At 32.9% G+C, this 17,763-nt stretch carries 17 protein-coding genes and 1 pseudogene; 10 read left to right on the top strand and 8 right to left on the bottom strand.

What is annotated here, in order from left to right; genetic code table 11:
- Nucleotides 1–2: 2 nt before the first annotated feature.
- From X926_RS02275 to dxr, 4 genes are read right to left on the bottom strand one after another with little or no spacing between them, the layout of a single operon-like run.
- A complete protein-coding gene (locus tag X926_RS02275; protein WP_012209726.1) occupies nt 3–473 on the bottom strand; it encodes a YaaR family protein in 471 nt (156 codons plus the stop codon).
- Nucleotides 474–490: 17 nt separating this feature from the next.
- Nucleotides 491–1,540, bottom strand: a complete 1,050-nt coding sequence (gene ispG / locus X926_RS02270; protein ID WP_103064820.1) for a flavodoxin-dependent (E)-4-hydroxy-3-methylbut-2-enyl-diphosphate synthase — start codon at nt 1,538–1,540, stop codon at nt 491–493.
- Between the two features lie 16 nt (nt 1,541–1,556).
- Nucleotides 1,557–3,080, bottom strand: a complete 1,524-nt coding sequence (rseP, locus tag X926_RS02265; RefSeq protein WP_103064819.1) for an RIP metalloprotease RseP — start codon at nt 3,078–3,080, stop codon at nt 1,557–1,559.
- Nucleotides 3,077–4,234: a 1-deoxy-D-xylulose-5-phosphate reductoisomerase gene (dxr, locus tag X926_RS02260; RefSeq protein ID WP_103064818.1), complete on the bottom strand. Its 1,158-nt coding sequence runs from the start codon at nt 4,232–4,234 to the stop codon at nt 3,077–3,079. The genes rseP and dxr overlap by 4 nt, the downstream gene beginning before the upstream one ends.
- Nucleotides 4,235–4,375: 141 nt before the next feature.
- Between dxr and X926_RS02255 the strand changes: the two genes are divergently transcribed.
- Nucleotides 4,376–5,458 (top strand): YfbR-like 5'-deoxynucleotidase, encoded by a 1,083-nt coding sequence (locus tag X926_RS02255; protein WP_103064817.1) that lies wholly within the window; start codon nt 4,376–4,378, stop codon nt 5,456–5,458.
- Here X926_RS02255 and X926_RS02250 read toward each other — a convergent pair.
- From X926_RS02250 to X926_RS02240, 3 genes are read right to left on the bottom strand one after another with little or no spacing between them, the layout of a single operon-like run.
- On the bottom strand, nt 5,445–5,642 hold the full coding sequence (locus X926_RS02250; protein ID WP_012209719.1) for a hypothetical protein: 198 nt from the start codon (nt 5,640–5,642) through the stop codon (nt 5,445–5,447). The two genes, X926_RS02255 and X926_RS02250, sit on opposite strands and share 14 nt — an antisense overlap.
- A 32-nt stretch (nt 5,643–5,674) precedes the next feature.
- Nucleotides 5,675–6,127 carry a D-aminoacyl-tRNA deacylase gene (dtd, locus tag X926_RS02245; RefSeq protein WP_012209718.1) on the bottom strand — a complete coding sequence of 151 codons (453 nt, stop codon included), beginning with the start codon at nt 6,125–6,127 and terminating at the stop codon, nt 5,675–5,677.
- Between the two features lies 1 nt (nt 6,128).
- Nucleotides 6,129–8,267, bottom strand: coding sequence for a bifunctional (p)ppGpp synthetase/guanosine-3',5'-bis(diphosphate) 3'-pyrophosphohydrolase (locus tag X926_RS02240; RefSeq protein ID WP_012209717.1), 2,139 nt, complete (start codon nt 8,265–8,267; stop codon nt 6,129–6,131).
- Between the two features lie 272 nt (nt 8,268–8,539).
- Here X926_RS02240 and X926_RS02235 point away from each other — a divergent pair, with 272 nt between their 5' ends.
- From X926_RS02235 to X926_RS02195, 9 genes and pseudogenes are all read left to right on the top strand, one after another.
- Entirely contained in the window at nt 8,540–9,364 is an 825-nt protein-coding gene (locus X926_RS02235) for a phosphate ABC transporter substrate-binding protein PstS family protein (protein ID WP_103064816.1), read from the top strand.
- A gap of 71 nt (nt 9,365–9,435) precedes the next feature.
- Entirely contained in the window at nt 9,436–10,263 is an 828-nt protein-coding gene (gene pstC, locus X926_RS02230; protein ID WP_369973671.1) for a phosphate ABC transporter permease subunit PstC, read from the top strand.
- Nucleotides 10,251–11,099 (top strand): phosphate ABC transporter permease PstA, encoded by an 849-nt coding sequence (pstA, locus tag X926_RS02225; protein WP_012209714.1) that lies wholly within the window; start codon nt 10,251–10,253, stop codon nt 11,097–11,099. Before pstC ends, pstA begins: the two co-directional genes overlap by 13 nt.
- Nucleotides 11,096–11,863: a phosphate ABC transporter ATP-binding protein PstB gene (gene pstB, locus X926_RS02220; RefSeq protein ID WP_012209713.1), complete on the top strand. Its 768-nt coding sequence runs from the start codon at nt 11,096–11,098 to the stop codon at nt 11,861–11,863. The genes pstA and pstB overlap by 4 nt, the downstream gene beginning before the upstream one ends.
- A gap of 58 nt (nt 11,864–11,921) precedes the next feature.
- On the top strand, nt 11,922–12,584 hold the full coding sequence (phoU, locus tag X926_RS02215) for a phosphate signaling complex protein PhoU (protein ID WP_012209712.1): 663 nt from the start codon (nt 11,922–11,924) through the stop codon (nt 12,582–12,584).
- A 14-nt stretch (nt 12,585–12,598) separates the two neighbouring features.
- Complete coding sequence (locus X926_RS02210; protein ID WP_012209711.1) at nt 12,599–13,297, top strand: response regulator transcription factor; 699 nt, start codon at nt 12,599–12,601, stop codon at nt 13,295–13,297.
- Nucleotides 13,294–14,265 (top strand): HAMP domain-containing sensor histidine kinase, encoded by a 972-nt coding sequence (locus tag X926_RS02205; RefSeq protein WP_012209710.1) that lies wholly within the window; start codon nt 13,294–13,296, stop codon nt 14,263–14,265. The genes X926_RS02210 and X926_RS02205 overlap by 4 nt, the downstream gene beginning before the upstream one ends.
- A 323-nt stretch (nt 14,266–14,588) precedes the next feature.
- Nucleotides 14,589–15,755: an ROK family transcriptional regulator gene (locus X926_RS02200; protein ID WP_158245176.1), complete on the top strand. Its 1,167-nt coding sequence runs from the start codon at nt 14,589–14,591 to the stop codon at nt 15,753–15,755.
- 44 nt (nt 15,756–15,799) lie between these two features.
- Nucleotides 15,800–16,111: pseudogene (locus X926_RS02195) on the top strand (carbohydrate ABC transporter permease); the annotation flags it as partial.
- Nucleotides 16,112–16,215: 104 nt separating this feature from the next.
- Here the strand turns inward: X926_RS02195 and X926_RS02190 are convergent.
- Complete coding sequence (locus X926_RS02190; RefSeq protein ID WP_103064813.1) at nt 16,216–17,760, bottom strand: TrkH family potassium uptake protein; 1,545 nt, start codon at nt 17,758–17,760, stop codon at nt 16,216–16,218.
- Nucleotides 17,761–17,763 lie beyond the last annotated feature (3 nt).

Below are 17,763 nucleotides of genomic sequence, written 5' to 3'. Positions count from 1 at the left end.
TTTTATTTGTACAAATCTAAAATCAATCCGTTTATTTCGTCAATTTTGGACGCGTACACTAAAGTATTTTTCTCTCTTTTTAAAATCATATCAGTCAATTCCATGAGTTTGCCATCAACTACTTCGGCTACCATATGTAGTTGCGGTGTTGAATTTTTAAAATCAAGATCGTTTTTTATCACATACCAATGTTTCTCCAATCTTTTAAGGAAATCTTTGATAGCATTCCTATATCCTCGTAAATTAGATTGGGTGGGAGATTTTACAAAGTTGTTTCCCAGTTTAAGAATATTGTCAATCAAACTCCTTAACTCACTTTCAGAAATTTTTATATTTGTGTCAACTAATACATCAAAAAATCCTTCTTTTTCTTTCACCTCAGAAACAGTAACATCTTGATCGTTAGATTTTTTTATCTTCTTTTTTTTCATCTCTTTATCCATTTTTTTTCCGGTAATGGGATCTATCTCCATAGTATTCCCTTCTTTAATTAAGAATTCTGAATTTCTTCTATAATCTCAAAAAGTTTCTCTCTTATCTCACTTCTCTTAAAAGTACCGAAAAGTTCCCCTTTAAGGAAAATAGCCGCTGATGAATTTTTGGTTCCAACTATGGCGATATCAGAATGTTTAGCTTCACCAGGACCGTTAACAACACATCCCATGACCGCTACGGTAATATTTTTTTTAACCTCTTTACCTTTTAACATTTTTTTTACTTCGTAGGCTAATCCTTCAACATCTATTTCCGTCCTTGCACAAGTCGGACAGGCTATCACTCTTACCCCTATTTTCAAGCCTAATGCTATTAGCAAATCTTTTGCCAATTCAACTTCTCTGACCGGATCCCCGCTGATGGATATTCTGATTGTATCTCCGATGTCGTTTATAAGCAAAGAACCTAAACCTGCTGATGACAATATAACTGCATCCTCAAACACACCTGCTTCAGTAACTCCTATATGAAAAGGATAAGGTATCAACCTCGAAAGATATTGATTGGCAACAAAAGTTTCTTTAGCATCAACAGATTTCACAGAGACGACAATATTGTAAAAACCTTCTTTTTCTAGCAATCGAACTTCTTTTAAAGCACTTTCAGCCAATGCTTTATGTCTGGGTAAATCAGAAAATTCCTTAGCGATCGATCCAGAATTAGATCCGACCCTTATTGGGACGTTGTACTCTTTAGCAACTTTAACTATTTCTCGTATTTTAACATCTGAACCAATGTTGCCTGGGTTTATTCTTACTTTCGAAGCACCGGCCTTAATAGATTCTATTGCTAACCTGTAGTCAAAATGAATATCTGCAACTAAAGGCACTTGGGATTTCTTAACGATTTCACCAAAGGGTTGAATGTCATCCTTACTTCTCACCGATACCCTTACAATCTGGGCACCTGAATTTTTCAATCGTTCAATTTGAAACAATGTTTCCTCAATATTAGTGGTATCCGTATTAGTCATACTTTGAATAACGATGGGATACTTCCCACCAATTTTAACCCCGCCAACATCCACTACTTTTTCTGAGAACATTTAGAACACCTCATTATTAGAAAAATCTCATTATATCGTTATAAGTGACGAAGATCATCAAAAATATTAAGAATAAAAATCCTATCGTATTCACTATAGCCTCAACTTTTGGACTTACCCTTTTTCTAGTTATCATTTCATAAATAGAAAAAACAATTCTGCCACCATCTAAACCAGGGATTGGAATCAAATTAAAAACTCCTAAACTGATAGTTATTAAAGCGGTTAAATTTAAAATAGCATCAAAACCAATCATTGCTGCCTGCCCTATTATGGCAGCAGCTCCAACCGGTCCAGCGAGCTGATCAGCGCTTAACCTACCCGTGAACAACTGCCCAAAAGATCTGAAAGTTAAAGAAATTAAATTATTTGCCCATTGAATAGGAACGGTAAGAGCCTCAATCCCTTTAGGATGCCAATTTTCGTATGGAACCTCTAAAATCCCAGGCTGAACGATGAAATCTAAAAATTCTTCTTTGGGTAAATCAATATTAATTATCTGACCGTTTCTCTCTACCAGCACCTCAAGAGCATCGTCACTAAATGGCTTATACTCATTAATAATTTCTTTACCAGAAACAGCAAACATTAATTCTCCAGTATTCAATTGAGTTCGATAAATTATATTTTGCAAATCAGATCCATTATTAATTGCTACTCCGTTAATTTCAATTATTTTATCTCCCTGTTGGAAAAAATCGTTACCTTTTGCTATAACATTTGAAAAAGTAGCGTACACGATACCTGTTTCATACGTGGGCGGAAAATAAGAATATTGAGCTAACTTACCTTCAATAACGGATCCATCTTCTAACTGTATTTCTATTGGATCACCATTTTCCATTCGGCTCATTACCAAATATAAATCTTCTTCACCATTTAGTGAAACAATCTCTTTGTTTTTCAAATTGAGCAATTCGGCGTTTTCAATATCATAAAAAGTGAAAATTGCTCTATCGTTGGTAAGCTCAGGAATCAATGTAACATTAACTTCCTCTCCGTTTCTTATAACAATTAACTCTAACGGTTTCCCAGAAGCTATTTCCATCTCTAAAATCGAAGGGTTAAATACATACTCACCATTTGCTGTTTTAATGATATCACCGGGCTCAAGACCAGCTTGGAGAGCAACGCTGTCCCTTCCTAATCTTTCAACCATTACCTCTGGAAAACCATAAACACCAGCTATTCCAACAAAAAGAAAATAACCTAAAAGGAAAGAAAACAAGGGCCCTGCAAAAGCTATCAAAAATTTCTGGAAAGGTTTTTTGTTGTAAAACAGTGCAGGATCAGTATCAGTATAACCTTCTTCTAAAACTTCCTCACCAGCCAATCTAACATAACCACCCAATGGAATGATATTGAAGCGAAATGTGGTTTCTTTACCAGGAATCTTGAATAATGCAGGCCCAAATCCAATAGAGAATTCTTCAACTCTCGTCTTAAAAATTTTCGCAAAAATAAAATGCCCAAATTCATGCACAACTACAATAACGGATATGATAATCAAAAACCAAATAATTGATAATAAAACCGTCATTCGATAACCTCCATAATATATTTTTTCGCTATATTTCTACTGATTTTATCCACTTTAAGTATATCATCAAAATCATTAAAACTCAAGTCATTTGCAAAAGAATACTGGGTTTGCACCTCATTTACCGTTTTGTATATCACACGATAAATATCTCCAAATTTAATTGTACCTTTTAAAAAGCTATCCACTGCAACCTCATCTGCGGCGTTAAATGCATTTTGTAATGGGGCCTTCCCAAGAATGCTATAAGCTAATTTTAAAGCGGGGAATCTATTGAAATCTACTCCCTCAAAATATATCTTCTCTGAAAATAAATCAGGTTTTTCAAAAACAAAATTTCGTTCAGGATAAGAAATCGAAAAAGCTATTGGAATTTTCATATCTGCTACACCGTAATGCATCTTAATTACTCCGTCAGAAAATTGAACCATAGAATGAATCCTACTGTTTCTGTTGATGGCAACCTCGATATTGTTTATTTTGAATAAATGAAAAGCTTCAAATAATTCAAGAGACTTATTAACCATCGATGCAGAATCAACAGTTATTCTTTTCCCCATCGACCAAACGGGATGGTTTAATACTTCTTCCACTGAAACATTTTCAAGGGTTTCAACTGGGTAATCTCTTAAAGCTCCACCGCTGGCTGTTAATATAATCTTCTCTGGAGTCGAGGTTTCACCCATCAAAAGTTGAAATATTGCACTGTGTTCGCTATCAACAGGGATTATCTCTTTTTTGAGATTGCTAGCATAATCCAAAACATAATTTCCACCACACACAATCGATTCTTTATTCGCCAAACAGACCCGCTGGGAAACTTCTAAAGCCTTTAAGGTGTTTTTAACCCCAGAAAAACCAGAAGTAGCGATCAGAGAGTAATCAGGATTACAAAACTCTATGCTCCTTTCAACAGCATCTGCGCCAGTAAAAATGCGACAACCATTAAAAGTTTTGGGCATATTTTCAATATTTTCAACTATCCCAGCACTAATCAGATCGTATTTATCGATGGCTTCTTTTAATTTATCCCAACTCTTATAAACAGATCCTCCTACTATCTTAAAATTGTCTTTAAACCACCCGCTATTTAACACTTCTATAGCCTGTTGACCAATTGACCCGGAAATTCCAGCGATGAAAATACTTTTCACATATAAACCCCTTTCTCATTTCACTATTCTAAGCACAAAATAAATTATACCATCAATTCAAATAATCATAAATTAAAAAATGTGTTAAAATAATTAAGAAATACAAAAGCGAAATATTGAATCAATTAAGAAGGTGATTAAATGAACATTGGTAATTTTCTTTTAGAAAGTTCTAATTTGTTTACAGTCTACAGATGGAACAACAATCCTGCAATTGTAAGATTTAGCGAATCCGACAACATATACAACAACCTTCTTTTAAGTATATTTGTATTCTCCGAAGAATCTAAGGAAAATTTGGTAAAAATACTTCACAACAAAATATATGAAGCAATTCCCAAAATAAGATTATCAGACATATCATTGGCTACCAAAAGCAAAATTGAAGAAAAAGGCAAAAAACTTTGGGATGAAGTGATTAACAAAACCTACAAAGAAGTAGAATCTTATTTTGATATCGATATTAGATCAAAACTATTAATTCATTATGCCTTTGATGAAGAAATAGAAAAAAAAGTTAGAATGATAAACCTTCTCGTCGCTCAAAAAGAAGCAAGTATTAACGAAAGAGTCTTTCCTGAATATTACACTGAACCTAAAATAAAAAACCAAACGAAAATAAAAAAAATGGATATACAAGATAAAAAAGAGATAGAAGAATTAGCTAATGAATTGTTAGAAATATCAACAAGATTGGTGACTATGATAAGATGGAACAAAAATCATAGAAATATTAAAAGTTCTGTAGCTTCACATACTTTTTTCGTTTTTTTAATTTCTTATCTTTTAGCTCTAAAAGCTAATTTACAAATGAAAGAAATTTACGATATTATGATTGCTTCAATACTACATGATTTGCCTGAAGCATTTACAGGTGATGTGATAAGCCCCACTAAAAGAAAAGTACGAGGCTTAGAAGAAATAATTGGAGAAATAGAAAAAGACTTCATTAAAGACTGGTACAATGATAAAATTGCTTTGAAAGAGAAAATTAAAAAATACGAAAAATACATATATGCTCCATTCGAAAATGATTATGGAGCATACGTGAAAACTTCTGATCTAATGGCTGCACTAATAGAATGTTCACTAGAAATAAGTACCGGAAACCAAAATAAATATTTTATCGATACCTTTAAAACTATAAAAGAGGAGATATTACACTTCTCTCCAATAGATATTAGTGAAATTATGAATGAAATAGAATCATCTATTCACCCCTAATGTATTTTTTCTCGCCGTTAGGTAGTTTGAATTTAACAACGACTCCTTTTTGAGGTTTTTCATAACCTAAATATATTTTATGCACATTAGATTGATTAACTCCTGATTCTACACCTTCCGATGAAATGTGTGCTTCAAAAGGATCTTCGTTGTAGACAAAAACGGTAACTTCTAACTCTTTCATAAAATCCCTCCAATCAAAGATATTTGTTAAATTCAAAACAACTTTTGAGAATCTAAAAGTAAAGTCACTGGACCATCGTTGACAATATTTACTTTCATATGAGCTTGAAACTCACCTTGTTGAACGTTTATAGGGTATTTTTCTTTAAGATAGGAAAGAAAATTATCGTAAAGAACTTTAGCTTTCTCAGGAGTTGCCGAATCAGTGAAGGATGGTCTCCTTCCTTTTCTACAATCACCATATAAAGTGAATTGAGAGACAACGATCATATCCCCCATAATATCTAATAAAGATCTATTCATTTTATTTTGATCATCTTCAAAAATTCTAAGATTTACAATCTTATCAGCCATCCAACTAATATCTGATACTTGATCAATTTTCGAAATGCCCAAGAAAACCAGGAGACCTTTTTCTATTTGAGCAACAATGTTATCAGAAATGGTTACGGAAGCTTGTGATACTCTTTGAACCACTGCCCTCAAATTATACCCTCCTAACAGAATAAACACCTTTAGAATTTTTCAATTTATTACTCAAAAGACTCAGATGCTTTAAATTCTGAACAGCTAAATATATCCTAATATTAAGATAATTAGAATTATTTGTCATTTCGAATTTTTCAATATGTCCCCCTTCATTATTTATAACATTTCTAACGTTATTTAAAACATTTTTACTTTCCACATCAATCATTAATACTGTAGAAAATTTGTTTTGATTGAGTTCGTTCCACTCAACATTTACCTTCTTACTATCATCAATATCCTGAATATTATTACAATCTTTTCTATGTATGCCGATGCCTCTACGGGTTATCACACCAATAATTTCATCACCTGGAACAGGCATACAACATTTAGCAAAATAACTTTCGACTCCTTCTTCACCATCAACGAGAACGGAGATCCCTTTTCTACTTGAATTAGTTTTTTCGACCGTAGTGATTGTTTCCTCTTCTTTTTCATTGAGGGTAAAAATATTTCTAATAGTATTAATACTGATATCTTCTAAAGATAACTTAATGAAAAATTCGTCGTCACTTTTTATATTGTATTTAATATAAAATCCTATTTCTTTCAATTTCTCAAGAATTTCATCCATAGAAAAATTAAGTTTTTTAGACAGCTCTCTAAACTTGTCTTTGCCTCTTTCTATTAACTCCACTTCGTTTTTTTGCCTGTAATATTTTTTTATCTTTGATATAGTCTTGGGAGAATGAGCATATTTTAACCAATCAATACTAGGTCCTTGAAAATTCCTATTGATCAATATCTCTACTATGTCCCCAGTCTGTAATTTGTATGAAATAGGGACTAATTTACCGTTGACTTTCGCTCCAGAAAAATGATTGCCAACCTCAGTATGAATAGCAAAAGCAAAATCAATAGGTGTTGCTCCTCTTGGTAAATGGATTATTTCTCCCTTTGGTGTAAATACAAAAGTTTCTTTTGAAAGAAGATTCGTTTCGATATCTTTCAATTCAAAAGCATTTTGAGCAATATACCTATGTAATTCCATAAGATCAGTTAAAAATTTCAACTTTTCCTGACTAACACCCTCTTTATAGACCCAATGGGCAGCTAAGCCGTATTCAGCTTCTTCATGCATTTCCCAATCTCGAATTTGAATTTCCAAAGGATCTCCTTTATGGGTTATAACGGTGGTATGCAGCGATTTATAACCATTGAATTTAGGGGTTGCAATGTAATCTTTTATTCTACCTGGAACAGGGGACCAAATAGAATGAATTATTCCCAACACAGCATAACATTTATTCTGATCTTCAGTAATTATCCTAAGAGCTATGTAGTCATATATTTCATCTAAAGTTTTTCCTTTTCGAATCATCTTATCCCATATACTATATAAATGCTTAGAGCGACCTTCAACCGTCGCTTTAATTTTCTGATTATCAAGCTCTTGTTTAATAATCTGCGCGTATTCGTTCAATCGATTTTGCCCAAGTCTAATTTTTTCCTCGATTTTCGTCTTTAGATCAAAATATGTCTCAGGATACAAATACCGAAAAGACAAATCTTCCAACTCTTCCTTCATCTTATAGATACCCAATCTATGGGCAATAGGTGCGTATATTTTTAAAGTTTCGTCGGCCTTGGCTATCTGCTTTTTTCTATCGACGAATTCTAAAGTTCTCATGTTATGTAATCTATCTGCCAATTTAACGATTATGACTCTTATGTCCTCGGACATAGCAAAAAGCATCTTTCTGATAGTTTCCACTTTCTCTAAAGATTTCATGTCATTTTCGTTTAGCCGCTCATTGAGCTTTAAATTGCTAATCTTAGTAACACCTGAAACTATATTAGCAACATCGATCCCAAAAAGATCTTTTATTTTATCTATTGAAACACCACAATCTTCAACTACATCGTGCAAAAGACCCGCTATAATAGTATCCACATCCATTTTTAAACCCGCAAGTATCAATCCAACACTTTTTGGATGCTCAAAAAATTCCTCACCAGAATCCCTAAATTGACCACTATGAGATGTTTCAGCCAATTCATAGGCAATTTTTATTCTTTCTTTTTCTTTTTTAGTAAGCTTCACATTTAATAGCTTTTCTACTTCTTTCTCATAACTTTTCGATTCAATCAACATAATCAAACACCTCTTAACGATTCTTAAAAATAATTACTTAGTTTATTTAGAGACATTACAATACAATTATAGCACAAATTCTAGAAATTTAGAAAAGGATAGAAGCTTAAAAAATTTATCAAATTGTAATAGCATTTTTATTTTTAGGTTCATCAATTATGGTTAAATATCAATGAAAGTACCTCCTTAATATTTCTTAATATCACTTGATTTTACCTAAAAAAAAGATTGTTATAATAACATCGAAAACATAAATTAAGGAGGGAAATATTGTGAAGAAAGTATTATTAACGTTTGTTTTAGTTGGTATAGCTCTTTTCAGTTTTGCAGAAACACTTGTTCTAAAAGGTTCAAACACGATCTTTCCAGTAGCTCAACTTTGGATTGAAGAGTTAAAAGATATGTATCCCGATTTAACAATCACATTGGAAGGTGCTGGCTCTTCAACCGGTATTGCTGCTTTATTCAACGGAACAACACACATTGCAAACTCAAGTAGATGGCTTAAAGATTCTGAATTAGAGCAGATGCATGAAGAAGGTAAGTACTTCATTCCCGTTGTTTTAGGATACGATGGAATAGCAGTAATAGTTAATCCGAATCTTGGAATTGATGATATCACTATAGAAGAATTGGCAAAAATTTACACTGGTGAAATCACACGATGGAACCAATTGAGCCCTAATTTACCAGGTCAAAGAATAGTTGTATATTCAAGAAACACAGCCTCAGGAACCTATGAAACATTTGTGGAAAAAGTTTTAGAGGGTAAAAGGATGACTCCAACAGTTCAGATGTTAGAATCTACCCAAGCGGAAATACAAGCAGTTGCACAAAACATGTATGCCATAGCTTATACAGGTGTAGGTTACGTAACTGACGATGTAAAAGTTTTATCGGTTGAAGGTGTACAACCAACAAAACTGAATATTTTAAATTCTGTATATCCAATCTCAAGACCATTGTATATGTTTGTTGATGCTACAAACGGTTACCCAGAAACTGGTCCAGTTAAACAATATTTGACATTTGGACTATCAAAAAGAGGTCAAGAGTTAGTTGAACAAGCTGGTTACGTTGCAGCATACGGATTTTAAAAAGATTATCTTTTAGAAGGAGTGCTTTATTCGTGAATAGACGAGATTTAAAAAATATCGCAAATCAAAGTATAATCACAGCTGTTGCAATGGTAGGAATTTTGGCATTAATTGGTCTATTCATTTTTATCATAAGAGAATCACTTCCAGCCCTGACAGAAGTTGGGGCTGAAATTTTTACCAGTAAATATTGGTATCCAACATATGATCCACCAGAGTACGGAATGTTAGCAATGATAGTAGGTTCTTTCATACTAACAGGATTTGCCTCTATTATAGTTATACCCGTAGGGTATATAATTGCCTTTTTCTTGTATGACTATGCCACGAACAGGGAGCAAAGAATTATAAAATCAGCGATAGATTTGTTATCCGGGATCCCAACTGTTATAATAGGTTCATTCTTATTCATTTATATTTCACCTATCCTGATGAATTTCGGTGCTTGGTCAGCAGGTAATTTGCTTTTGGCAGCTATTGGATTATCAATTTTATCTCTGCCATACGCTGCATCTCTCATGCAGGAAGCATTATCATCTGTTGACATCAGTTTAAAAGAAAGCGCCTTAGCCTTAGGAGCAAGTAGGTTCACTGCCGGATTTAGAATAGTAAGCAAAGCAGCCCTATCAGGAATTTTGAATTCAATAATTCTAACTATAAATAGAATCATAGGAGAAACTATTGTTGTATTGATGGTTTCGGGTGGAGCTGCCATAATTCCTAGATCAATTTGGGATCCGGTTAGACCTTTGACCGCTACTATTGCAAGCGAGATGGGGGAAGTACCGATAGGAAGTACTCACTACTCTGCGTTGTTTACAGCGGGTTTAATTTTGTTAACGATATCTTTTATTCTTACGATGATATCTAGGAGAATAACGAGGAGTTGGAAAAGTTGAAACAGCAAACTGGAATAGATTCTATTATATCACTCATTTTCAGAATTATAAGTTATATCGCCTTTGGCATAATATTGTCAATAATCATAATAGTAATAGTAGATGGTGCAAGATATTTTACTCCTTCTTTTTTTGTAGAGTACCCCAGTCAAGGTATGACTGCAGGAGGAATTGGACCAGCTATATTGGGAAGTCTATTGATGATTTTTTTTATCCTGTTATTTTCAATACCAATAGGAGTTCTCACTGGTACATTCCTATCTGAATACGGCCAAAAATCAAGATTAGGAAGAATAATTGACGTATCCGTAACCTCGTTGTCCGGTGTTCCTTCTGTTGTCTATGGATTGTTTGGATTAGCACTCTTTTCAATAACTCTTGGATTTGGGACGTCGCTTCTTAGTGGAAGTTTAACTTTGGCGATAATGACTTTACCAGTAATATCATCATCAGTAAAAGAAGCCCTTGCCTCTCTACCAAGGGAACTAAGGGAATCAGCCTATGCATTAGGAGCAAAAAAAACTGAAACTATTTACAAAATACTATTTCCTGCAGCAAAAAATAGAATAATAACAGCAATATTAATTGGTGCAGGAAGAGTTATCGGAGAAACCGCTCCTGTCTTATTGACTGGAGCAGTTTTCTATTCAACTAAGTTACCAAACTCTTTACTCGATCCCGTTATGACTCTCCCAACTCATATATATTTTATAACCATGGCTTATGGTGAGAGTGCTCAATGGATGGCAAAAGCAACTTCTGCATTCTTAATATTACTTATTTTAGTAATATACTCTATAGCCTTTAAAATAAGAGGAGGAAAACAAAAAAGTTGAATACAGAAAAAGAAATTGTGATAGAAATCAAAAATTTTAATGGTTGGTACGATCAAAAACAAGCCTTAAAAGATATAAATATGGAAATCAAAAAGAAAAGAGTCAGCGCAATAATAGGACCTTCAGGTTGTGGAAAATCAACGTTGTTGAGAAGTATTAATAGAATCAACGATGAAATTCCAGGCTATAGAACAAGCGGAGAAATAATATTTGAGGGAAAAAATGTATACGAAAATAACATTGATTTATCAACGCTTCGAAAAAAAATTGGAATGGTTTTTCAAAAACCTGTTCCTTTTCCGATGTCTATTTATGAAAACATTGCCTTTGGAATAAAATTACACACACCAAGAAATAGTAGAAAAATGGATGAAATCATCGAAGCAGCACTAAAAAGAGCAGCTTTATGGGAAGAAGTAAAAGACGACCTCGACAAACCAGCGAGCTCACTTTCTGGTGGACAACAACAACGTTTGTGTATTGCTAGGGCTATCGCCATTGATCCTGAAATAATCTTATTGGACGAGCCTACATCTGCCCTAGATCCTATAGCAACGCAAAAAATTGAGAATTTAATTGAACACCTGTCGGAAAATTACACTATAATCATCGTTACACATAACCTAGCTCAAGCTATTAGAATATCAGATTATATGTATTTTATGTTTCAAGGAGAGCTTATCGAATCTGGAAAAACAGAAGACATTATAAAAAACCCTAAAGAACAATTGACAGAAGATTATTTAAATGGTAGAATTAGCTAAAACTTTAATAAACAAGCAAACAAAAGAAAGTATATAAGGAAAATAGGGAGTGGAATAAATGGATTACACACATTTTGAAACTGAAATGACTCGATTAACAAGCGAAATATCCAAGCTATTAACTGTAGTTTTAAGATCCTTTGAAAATTCTATTAAATCGCTAGAAGATAAAAACCTTGAATTAGCCGAAAAAGTCTTAAAAGCGGATGATCAAATAGATGAATTAAACCGCCAAATTGAAGAATCAGTATATCAAATTGTAGCAAGGTATCGACCTTTAGCTAAAGATTTGAGATACGCAGTAACAATGATAAAGTTTGCAAACAATCTTGAAAGGATAGGCGACCTTTCATGCAATATTGCAGAAAAAACTGAAACCTATGCCCATGTTGATTTAAAGGACATTGTAAATAATAAAGAAATAAAAAAGATGTTCGGCATATCTTTAGAAATGATAAAGGACTCGTATAAAGCCTTTGGAGAAAAAAACATTCAACAAGCAGTTAAAATATGGAAAAGAGACGACGAAGTAGACGACCTAGAAAGACAAATTCGAAAAATAGCTGTGCAAAAATTGGAGGATGAATCATTCAACAAAGAACTTATCATACCTTATATATTGTTGGCTAGAGACATAGAGAGGATCGCTGATCACGCAACAAACCTTTGCGAAGAAATAGTTTACATAGAAACAGGCAAGGAAATCGAAGAGTATCTATAAATGGAGGCTTTTTCATGCCTAAAGTATTAATTGTTGAAGACGATGAAGACATAAGAGATATATTAAAAACTTATCTTCGTTTAGAAGATTTACAAATCTTCGAAGCCGGTACGTTATCACAAATGAGAAATGTTTTAAACAAAGAATCAAACATCGATATAATCTTACTAGATTTAATGCTACCCGATGGTAACGCAGTTGATGAGTTACCAAAAGTTCGGGCTTTGAATAGAGAAATAGGTATAATAATCATTTCTGCAAAAAATACAGATGGAGAAAAAATCTTGGGAATTGAATCAGGAGCAGATGATTATATCACTAAACCCTTCAATCCCAGAGAAGTTACAGCAAGGGTGAGGGCTTTATTAAAAAGACTTAAAAAATCCGAAAGTAAAATGATTTTTGGACCAATGGAAATATACTCAAACAATTATTTAGTAACTTACAAAGGTAAAAATATTGAATTGACCTCAAAAGAGTTTGAAATACTTGATCTATTAGCAAGGAATTCAGAAAAAGTTTACACCAGAGAAGAAATTATCGACAAGATTTGGTTTGGAGATGAATTTATTACAGACCGAGTCATAGACGTACATATAAGCATGATCAGATCAAAGATAGGGAAAGAATGGATAAAAACTATTAGAAACGTAGGATACAAGTTCAACAAAAACGCTTATGCAGTAGATAACAACGGTGAAAATAAAATATGAAAAATACCAGTTCGTTTGATTTTCAAATATTTGACTCTTTAGAAGACGCGGTATTACAGTTAGAAAACAAAACAACTATACTTAACGCAAATACCACGGCCAAAGCTTGGGGATTAGGAGCAAACAAAGAATTATTGAACACCATAAGTTTCAATGAAATCGATCAGCTTGCAAAGCATATATTGAATAATGAGGACTTTGAAATAGAAACAAATATATATTTCTTTGAAGGATACAGCAAGTTTTGCAAACTCACATTCAAACAAAAATATCAACTTTTAATATTACAGGACAAAACAGAATTTGAATTACTAAAAAAAGTGAAAGAGGATTTCATAACTTCTGTATCCCACGAACTCAGAACTCCCCTCACTATAGCAAAAGGAAATACTCAAATTCTCAAAGACTTCATGAAAGATAATCAATTTATAAAACAAGTTACCAAAATCGAAGAATCTCTTGACAGAATAGAAAATATAATTTCTCAACTAACTCTTCTTTCGAAAGCAGAATTTGGAGAATACGAATTAAAAAAAGAAGTAATAAATCCAAGTACACTATACAATGAAGTAGTAACTGATCTCTACGAAAAAATACAAGAAAAATCGGTAAAGCTACACTTCAACTGCCATATTCACTCCTTAAAAGGTGACAAGTTTGTACTCTACACAATCTTCAGAAATCTACTTTCCAATGCGATTAAATATTCTTACGAAAATTCTGATATATACATTGATTTCCAAAATGAACAACTCATTATAAAAGATGAAGGAATAGGTATAAGAGAAGAAGAACAAAAAAGAATTTTTGAAAGATTCTATCGAGGGGTCGAGGCAAAAAATCACGCTAAAGGATCGGGGTTGGGTTTAGCGGTGGTTAAATATCTATGCGAACTAGCAAATTATAAAATAGAATTTGAATCAAAATGGATGGTAGGTACAACCTTTAAAGTCTTTTTCTACAAGTAAACTTAACCTCTAATTCCCACTCAAACAACCTCAACGAATTTATTAGCTAAATTTTTAAAAATTTACATTAGGTAGTACTGCATAATGAACAGTATTTAATGAGGTTTTCATATGAAAACTACATATTCGTTCAAGTATTAAACTATAAATATATAGACCAAATTTTTTTAAATAAAAAAAGTATGATTTCTTAAGATATTCCTAAATAATCGCTTTTAAATGATAATAATTGAGTATAAACGCTCATAATCAAACTTGACATTTATAATAAAATGTATTTAAATTGAAAGTGAAGCAGAAATAAAATGCAAAGGGGTTTACTGATGACAAATAAAACATACAATATAGAATTAGTTAAAGAGCGAAACAGGACTGTTGTTCTAGAATTATTGAATTCTAAAGGGACAAGCACAAGATCAGAAATATCAGACATAACAGGGCTTACAAACGCAACTATAACAAATATAGTCAACGAATTAATTTCCAAGGATTTAGTAGAAGAAGTTGGCACTGTAGATGGCAAATTAGGTAGAAAAAGAAAACTTATAAAAATCAAAGAAGACGCTTTTTATGTTATAGGTATTGAATTCGGGGTAAATATAGTACGTGCAGGAATATTCAATATTAAGGGTAAAAAAATTAATAGTATTGAAAAAGAAATAAATTCATATGGAAGGCCCACTGATGTTTTAAAAAACCTAATTTTAATAATTGATGAATTGATCAATAACTCCAAAGTCGACTTCTACAAGATTAAAGGGATGGGTATTGCTATGCCGGGTTTGATAGACAGTCAAAAAAGAATTTTACGATCAGTTCATCCTTTCCCATTACTAAAAGAATACCCGCTAGTTGAGCAGCTAGAAGAACACTATGAAAAAACAATTTGGTTAGAAAATGATGCAAATGGTGCTGTTTTAGGTGAAAAGTGGTTTGGACATGGAAAAAAATTTAACAATTATGTTTTTATTGTAGGTGATTCCGGAATCGGCGCAGGAATTATAATAAACGGAAAGTTATATTCGGGAACTTCTAATTCTGCTGGAGAAATAGGCCATACAGTCATAACTAAAGATTTAATTCCTTTGGAAAGTTTCGGAGGTTTATCAAGGTTAGCAGATGAATTTAACTTACCATTAGAGATAATTTTAAATGAATCAAAAAAGTCAGATGAAATTAAAAAAGCAATTGATGAAATCAGTAAATTTTTAGCTTTAGGAATAGTGAACCTGGTAAATACGATTGATCCCGAAGCAGTAATTTTAGGAGGGAGAATTTTAAAAGTAGGCAACTCTGTAATCAGAGAAATAAAAAAAATAGTTGAACAATACACCTTTTCCAATGAAATACCAGAAATTTTAGTCGCAACAAAGAAAGAAGATGCTATTTTGTCAGGTGCAGCCTCAATTGCGATCGAACACATCGTATCTTCTCCATATGAATTTTTGCTAAACAATGCCAAAAACATATCTTATAACAACCCCAAATAAAAAAGAAAGTTTTAGAGCTTCCAAAGACACTGTAAATACACAAAGTGAATGGAGCAAACATATGGCAATCCTATACAAAGATTCTTTTACCTATATCTATACCTGGTTTCGTAGTTGTTATAATATGGCAGTTCACTAACATATGGAATGAATTCTTATTTGCAGTAACGATAACTAGTGACCCAACGAAACAGCCCATAACGGTGGCGTTAGTCAATTTGGCTGGCAGTCAGGTCGTTCAATGGAACGTTCAAATGGCAGGAGCTTTAATAGCTGCCCTTCCTACACTCATCGTTTACATGATATTGGGAAGGTATTTTGTAAGAGGTTTGCTCGCCGGTTCAGTCAAAGGATAAAATTAACCCGCCTAATTATAGATGGCGGGTATTTTTTATCTTCCTAAATTTGTTTTTTTTAATATGAAAAACAAAAGATCGTTCAAGTATTAAAGCATATTTTTTTAAATAATATCTCTCAAATCTTTAAACAATTTTATAAGTGCATTTATAATCACGAAAAATTCCAGACGCCCTAAATACATTCCTAATGTTTGAGTCCAGATCACACCCAAGGGAGCTTGACTCGAGGTAATACCTGTAGAAAGTCCCACAGCAGATAAAGTTGAAGCAAACTCAAACAAAACATTATGGAGCGGATACCCATAAGCCAACAATATAAAAACTCCAATAAAATAGGTAATAAAATACATTGTAAAGACTACTAAAACATTTTTTATTGCGTTTAGATCAATTTTCTTTCTTGATACCCCTTTATATACTTCTATGTAAAACGTGGTTCCAGAGGGTTTAAAAAATTCTTTAATCTGGTTAATTATCAATTTGAAAGCGATATAAACCCTGAATAATTTTAAACCACCTGATGTGGAATCCATCATTCCACCTAAGATCATCAATATTGTCAAAATTAACAGTCCGAAATAATTCCAATTTGAAAAAGCTACCGTTGAAAAGCCAGTGCCTGTTAGAGCTGAAATACTCTGAAATGCGGAATGAATTAAGCCATCTTCAACTCCATACATTTCAACCGTAGTAAAAGAAAAAAGTAACAAAAAGGAAATAACTAAAATTATGAACATGGTCTTAATTTCGGGATTTTTTAAAAAAGGCTCAGATTTAATTTTTTCTCTTAATTCAAGTAAAGAAATTTTTTTGGACCGATAGTCTCTGCGATTCCTAATAAAATTTCTAATCATTAATAAACCAGCATAATGGACTCCAAACCCGGTTCCGCCCATAATCATTAGCAACATGATAATTATTTCTACCCTCAAACTACCAAAAGAACCGATACTAAAATTTTTTGTGGAAAATCCTCCCGTAGCCAGTCCTGTTAATGTATGGTTAAAGGCGTCGAAAAAGGAAAGCTTCCCTACAAACATCAAAAGAAAAATACCTATAATCGCCCAACTTAAATAGATTCTAAGAATTATCCTAGCCGATTCCCTCAAATTTGGGACTAAATTGTCACTTCTACCTTCTGCCTGATATATACCAACACCCATAGTACCAGCTATGATTACAGTAATTATAGCAAAACCAGCTCCACCAACGAATTGCATCACCGATCGCCATATTAAGATCGATCGAGGTAGTACTTCCACATCTGAAAACATCGTAAGCCCAGTCGTTGTCCATCCGCTTGTCGATTCAAAAACCGCTTGTGAAAAATTTAATTCACCAGAAAAAATAAAAGGAAGAGAAGAAAGAAAAATCGCTACCGTCCACACAAAAAAAACAGTGACGACAGCATCCTGTGTGTTTAATTCATTCCTTTTTTCTCCTCTTCCAAGGTACCTAAATATTCCTGCACTAAGAAAAGATAATATCCCAGTAATCAGAAACGGAAGAAAATCTTTAAAAGAATCATAAATAAAAGCAGTAGAACCTACTATAAATATCAAAACAGAAAGACCTATTATAATATTTCCTGTATTTCTGAAAATAACTTTATACCTTAATTTTAAAAAATATTTGTAAGAAGGCACTAG

This window comes from Petrotoga sp. HWHPT.55.6.3, assembly GCF_002895495.1.
GTDB lineage: Bacteria > Thermotogota > Thermotogae > Petrotogales > Petrotogaceae > Petrotoga > Petrotoga mobilis.
Note: the sequence above shows the minus strand (reverse complement) of the source record. Positions and strands in the feature narration are given on the sequence as shown.

Bases quoted from the DNA above. Each gene is read 5' to 3' on its own strand.
- X926_RS02205 (WP_012209710.1), top strand. From the start codon at position 13,294: ATGAAAAATACCAGTTCGTTTGATTTTCAAATATTTGACTCTTTAGAA.
- ispG (WP_103064820.1), bottom strand. From the start codon at position 1,540: ATGTTCTCAGAAAAAGTAGTGGATGTTGGCGGGGTTAAAATTGGTGGG.
- rseP (WP_103064819.1), bottom strand. From the start codon at position 3,080: ATGACGGTTTTATTATCAATTATTTGGTTTTTGATTATCATATCCGTT.
- X926_RS02210 (WP_012209711.1), top strand. From the start codon at position 12,599: ATGCCTAAAGTATTAATTGTTGAAGACGATGAAGACATAAGAGATATA.
- X926_RS02255 (WP_103064817.1), top strand. From the start codon at position 4,376: ATGAACATTGGTAATTTTCTTTTAGAAAGTTCTAATTTGTTTACAGTC.
- phoU (WP_012209712.1), top strand. From the start codon at position 11,922: ATGGATTACACACATTTTGAAACTGAAATGACTCGATTAACAAGCGAA.
- X926_RS02250 (WP_012209719.1), bottom strand. From the start codon at position 5,642: ATGAAAGAGTTAGAAGTTACCGTTTTTGTCTACAACGAAGATCCTTTT.
- X926_RS02200 (WP_158245176.1), top strand. From the start codon at position 14,589: ATGACAAATAAAACATACAATATAGAATTAGTTAAAGAGCGAAACAGG.
- X926_RS02275 (WP_012209726.1), bottom strand. From the start codon at position 473: ATGGAGATAGATCCCATTACCGGAAAAAAAATGGATAAAGAGATGAAA.
- X926_RS02240 (WP_012209717.1), bottom strand. From the start codon at position 8,267: ATGTTGATTGAATCGAAAAGTTATGAGAAAGAAGTAGAAAAGCTATTA.